This window comes from Cellulosimicrobium cellulans, from assembly GCF_001722485.1.
GTDB classification, from domain to species: domain Bacteria; phylum Actinomycetota; class Actinomycetes; order Actinomycetales; family Cellulomonadaceae; genus Cellulosimicrobium; species Cellulosimicrobium cellulans_A.
The window spans coordinates 1-4,528 of sequence record NZ_LWGL01000215.1; the positions used below are offsets into that span (position 1 = coordinate 1).

The window sequence follows — 4,528 nt, forward strand, 5'->3', positions numbered from 1 at the left end:
GGCGGGCGCAGCGCGTGCGCGACGCCGTGGCGGCACTGCTCGACGCCGGTGAGCTGCCCCTGCGGGCGGTGCGGGACGAGGGCGCCGCGAGCGCTGTCGGGTCGGTCGCGCTCGTCGGCGGCGGCCCGGGCGACACGGGCCTGATCTCGGTGCGCGGTCGCCGGCTGCTCGCCGCGGCGGACGTCGTCGTCGTGGACCGGCTCGCGCCGCGCGGTCTGCTCGACGAGCTGGGGGACGACGTCGTGGTGGTCGACGTGGGCAAGACGTCGGGCAACCACCCCGTGCCCCAGGCGGAGATCAACGCCGTCCTCGTGCAGCACGCGCTCGCCGGGCGGCACGTCGTGCGGCTCAAGGGCGGCGACCCGTACGTGTTCGGCCGCGGCGGCGAGGAGCTCGACGCGTGCCGCGAGCATGGCATCCCCGTCGAGGTCGTCCCCGGCGTGACGAGCGCCGTGTCCGTGCCCGCCGCCGCGGGGATCCCGGTGACCCATCGCGGCGTCTCGCGCGGCTTCACGGTACTGACGGGCCACGAGGACGTCGGCAAGGTCCCCCCTGCCTCCGACCACACGGTCGTGCTGCTCATGGGCGTGTCCCGTCTCGCCGAGACCGCGGACGCGCTCGTCGCGCAGGGCCGCTCGCCGCAGACACCGGTCGCGGTGGTCGAGGACGGTTACGGGCCGCGGCAGCGCACGACCGTCGGGACGCTCGCGACGATCGCCGACCGCGCGCGCGAGGCCGGCGTGCGCCCGCCCGCCGTCACGGTCGTGGGCGACGTCGTGCGCCTCTCCCCCGCCTGGGGGGACTGACCGTCGGCGATTCCGATGCGTCCTCGGGGGACGGCAGGTCGGACCGTGCGGCGCGGCGCTGAGCGACGCGTACCCGGTTCACGGCCGCGACCCGGCGGTCGTCCGCGCGAAGCGCTCGGTAGAGGCCCCAACGTCGACCGATCGCCAGGAGTGCGAGCCACCACCCGACGGAGGCCAGCAGGAGGCTCCACCACGGGAACGGGTCGCCGAGCTCGTAGCAGCGCGTGCATGCATCCATGACCCTCGTCTCTTGAGCATGGAACCAGGCAGCAGGCGGGAACGACGACGCAGCCGCGAGTGCCAGGACCCCGAACGTGACCTTCCACCCGGCTCGCCACGCTGCCTTGGTGTCACCGACGACGCGCCGAGGGATGCGCGACCTCCCAGGTTCGGGCTTCACGGCCAGGAGACTACGCGCCGGCTTGACCGCACGAGGCAGGATTGGTCGCGTGCGTACGACGTTGAGGAGCCTCGTGCTCGACCCGGATCCCGGCAGCCTGCCTGCGGACGCGTCGGCGTTCTCGACGAACGCTCGGTTGACGGTCGGGCCTGCTGACGGTGCCGGCGAGGAGACGCTCGACGTCACCGTCTGCACCCCGGAGTGGCTCGCTCACGCCTGCGGCAGGACGGGCGGCATCTACGACGCACGGCACCATGTCGTCGTCTCCCTGGAGCGATTCGACCAGCGGGTCCTCCACGACTGGTTCAAGGCCAGAGTGGAGCGCGTCGAGCGCGACGACTGGATCCAGGTGGGCCACAGGCTCGCCCGGCTCGGCTACTGGGAGTTCGAGGACTACTCGCCTGAGGGGGCGCCGCCGGCAGCCCGCCGCTAGCACCGACGACGTCGAGGAGGACGAGCTAGAGCAGGCGGCGCTGCGCAGCCCAGCGTGTGAGCTCGTGCCGCGACGACAGCTGGAGCTTGCGGAGCACCGCGGACACGTGGGTCTCGACCGTCTTGATGGAGATGAACAGCTCGGACGCGACCTCACGGTAGGTGTAGCCGCGCGCGATGAGCCGCATGACCTCCTGCTCGCGCGCCGAGAGCCGGTCGAGTTCGTCGTCGCGCACCGCGACGTCGCCCGCGCCCGTGCCGAACGCGTCGAGGACGAAGCCCGCGAGGCGGGGTGAGAACACGGCGTCGCCGCCCGCGACCTGACCGACGGCCGCCGACAGGTCGGGGCCGGAGATCGCTTTCGTCACGTAGCCGCGCGCCCCGGCGCGGATGACGGCGACGACGTCCTCCGCGGCGTCGGACACCGACAGCGCGAGGAACCGCACGTCGCCGAGGACGTCCGCGCAGCGCTGGATCACCTCGGCTCCCCCGCCGCCGTTCCCGCCGGGCAGGTGCACGTCGAGCAGCACCACGGGCGGGCGCAGGGCGTGCACGCGCTCGACGGCCGACACCACGTCGTCCGCCTCGCCGACGACCTGCACGCGCGCCGGTTCGAGGCTCGCGCGCACGCCCGCGCGGAACATGTGGTGGTCGTCGACCAGCACGACGGGCACGGGCGCTGCGGCGCCGTCGGCGGCGGGGCTGGGGATGGTCGTCACGCGGTCTCCTGGGTGGTCTCGCCCGCCGGGCGCTCGGCCCCGGCCTTCGCGGCAGGGTCGACGTCGCGGGGCACGCGCAACCGTACTTCGGTGCCCCAGCCGGGTCGACTGATGATCTCGGCCTTCCCCGCGCGGCGCTGCACCCGCCCGAGGATCGACTCGCGCACCCCGAAGCGGTCGGGGGCGACGTCCTCCATGCGGAACCCGTCGCCGCGGTCGCGCACGAAGACCTCCGCGGCGTCGGCGCTCACCTCGAGGTACACCGAGTAGGGCGGGCGCCCGTGCGCGACGGCGTTGACGAGCGCCTCGCGCGTCGCCTGCAGCAGGGCCGCCGTCGCGGGCGTCGGGACGCAGTCGCCCACCACGACGACGTCGACCACGACCGGGCCCGCCTCCTCGGCGCCGCCCGCCGCGCCGAGGGCCTGCGGCCGTCTCCCGACGCGCCCGTCCTCGACCTCGGCGACGAGCCCGCGCAGCTCGGCGGCGAGGGACGTGCCGGGCGACGGACGGTCGTCGTAGAGCCACTCGCGCAGCTCCCGCTCCTGGGCGCGGGCGAGTCGCGCGACCGTGTCGGCGTCGGACGCCCGCGCGCGGATGAGGGCGAGCGTCTGCAGCACCGAGTCGTGCAGGTGCGCCGCGATGTCGGCGCGCTCGGCCTCGCGCGCCCGCGCCGCGCGCTCGTCGCCGAGCTCGCGCACGAGCCGCAGCCACCACGGGGCGAGGACGATCGCCGCGCCGGCCAGCACCGCGAGCGAGGCGACGGTCGCGCGGACCATCGTCGACATCGAGGTGCTCTGGCTCACCAGCAGCACGATGCCGACCAGCACGAGCACCAGGCCGCCCGCGACGCGCACCACCCCGCCGGGCGTGCGCCCCCCGGCGCGGCTCAGCCACCGGCCGCGCTCCGCGGCGTCGAGCTGGCTCCACGCGAGCGCGGTGCCCGCGAGCGCGATGAGGACGGGGATGACCCACGACACCTCGACGTCGACGCCGGCGCGCAGGGCCACGAGCGCGGCCGCGCCACCGAGCAGGACCACGCCGATCGCGACGTCGCGCACGGGCAGCTGCGTGACCCGGCCCTGCAGGCGCGGGGCGAGGCGGGACAGCGACGCGGGCCGCTGCTCGTCGCGTGCGGTCTCCGGGTCGCCCGTCGGGACGGTGACCCACCAGAACACGTACAGCGCGACGCCCACCCCGCCGGCGAGCCCGAGGAGCACGAGCACGAGGCGCACGGCGCGCACGGGCACGCCGAGGTGCGCCGCGAGACCCGCGGCCACGCCGCCGATCCACCGGCCGGTCTCGGGCCGGCGCAGCGGCAGGCCGGTCCGGCCCGGCGCGGTGCGCGCAGGGGTCGTCGGCCCGCCGGGTGCGGGGCGCGGGGGCGGGGTCGCCTCGGACGTCACACCCCGATCGTCACACGCCGAAAGCACCCCGAGGGGCGTCCGCGGCCGATCCCAGGGTCGTGGCGCGCCGGATTCAGGGTCCGGTCAGGGGGGAACCCGATACCTGGGGGCCGGACCCCGGCGCCAGCATGGAGGCATGAGCACACCGCACCTTCCTCCGGAGTCCCCCGCGGGACCGGCGGGACCGGACGAGCCGGCCTCCGCCGGCACGCCCCCTCACGCCCCGTCGCCCGACGCGGGCCGTCGCCCGTCGAGCACGGACGGGTTCTTCGACGCCGTGCGCCGCACCGGTGTCACCCGCGCCGACGACCGCTGGATCGGCGGCGTCGCGTCCGGCGTGGCCGAGCGCTTCGGCGTCGACCCGCTGATCGTGCGCGGCATCCTCTTCGTCACCTTCTTCCTCTCCGGCGCGGGGCTCGTCCTGTACGGGGCGGCGTGGGCGCTGCTGCCCGAGCGGCGTGACGGCCGCATCCACCTGCAGGAGGCCTTCCGCGGGAACTTCGACGTCGCCATGCTCGGCGCGATCGCCATGGTGGTCGTGGGCCTCAGCTGGGGCGGCGGCTGGTGGTCGTGGTGGGACTACATGGGTCTCGGCTGGCTGAACGGCCTGTTCTGGGTCGCCGCGGTCGTCACGGTCGCGATCGTGGCGGTGTCGGTGCTCAACCGGCGCGGACCCCGCCCCGGCGCGCCGGCTCCCGGCGGCCCGCAGGCCTGGACCGGCGCACCGTACGCCGGCCCTGCGCCGGCCCCGGACGCTGCCGGCACCCC

At 75.7% G+C, this 4,528-nt stretch carries 5 protein-coding genes; 3 read left to right on the forward strand and 2 right to left on the reverse strand.

Annotated elements, in window-relative coordinates; all coding sequences use genetic code 11:
• Together cobA and JZ5iCDA_RS15810 are read left to right on the forward strand one after the other, a co-directional pair.
• A partial coding sequence (gene cobA, locus JZ5iCDA_RS15805) for a uroporphyrinogen-III C-methyltransferase (protein WP_069388014.1) occupies positions 1 to 806 on the forward strand: 806 nt, incomplete at its 5' end.
• 449 nt (positions 807 to 1,255) lie between these two features.
• Positions 1,256 to 1,639 carry an Imm8 family immunity protein gene (locus JZ5iCDA_RS15810; RefSeq protein ID WP_069388015.1) on the forward strand — a complete coding sequence of 128 codons (384 nt, stop codon included), beginning with the start codon at positions 1,256 to 1,258 and terminating at the stop codon, positions 1,637 to 1,639.
• Positions 1,640 to 1,664: 25 nt separating this feature from the next.
• Here JZ5iCDA_RS15810 and JZ5iCDA_RS15815 read toward each other — a convergent pair whose 3' ends face one another.
• Both JZ5iCDA_RS15815 and JZ5iCDA_RS15820 read right to left on the reverse strand, forming a co-directional pair.
• Positions 1,665 to 2,282: a response regulator transcription factor gene (locus tag JZ5iCDA_RS15815; protein WP_253182128.1), complete on the reverse strand. Its 618-nt coding sequence runs from the start codon at positions 2,280 to 2,282 to the stop codon at positions 1,665 to 1,667.
• A gap of 71 nt (positions 2,283 to 2,353) precedes the next feature.
• Positions 2,354 to 3,760: a PspC domain-containing protein gene (locus tag JZ5iCDA_RS15820; RefSeq protein ID WP_436967414.1), complete on the reverse strand. Its 1,407-nt coding sequence runs from the start codon at positions 3,758 to 3,760 to the stop codon at positions 2,354 to 2,356.
• A gap of 136 nt (positions 3,761 to 3,896) precedes the next feature.
• Between JZ5iCDA_RS15820 and JZ5iCDA_RS15825 the strand changes: the two genes are divergently transcribed.
• Positions 3,897 to 4,528, forward strand: a 632-nt coding sequence (locus tag JZ5iCDA_RS15825) for a PspC domain-containing protein (RefSeq protein ID WP_139123164.1), incomplete at its 3' end; no start/stop codon positions are given.

Coding starts and splice junctions, on each gene's coding strand:
- JZ5iCDA_RS15815 (WP_253182128.1), bottom strand. CDS start 2,282: ATGTTCCGCGCGGGCGTGCGCGCGAGCCTCGAACCGGCGCGCGTGCAG.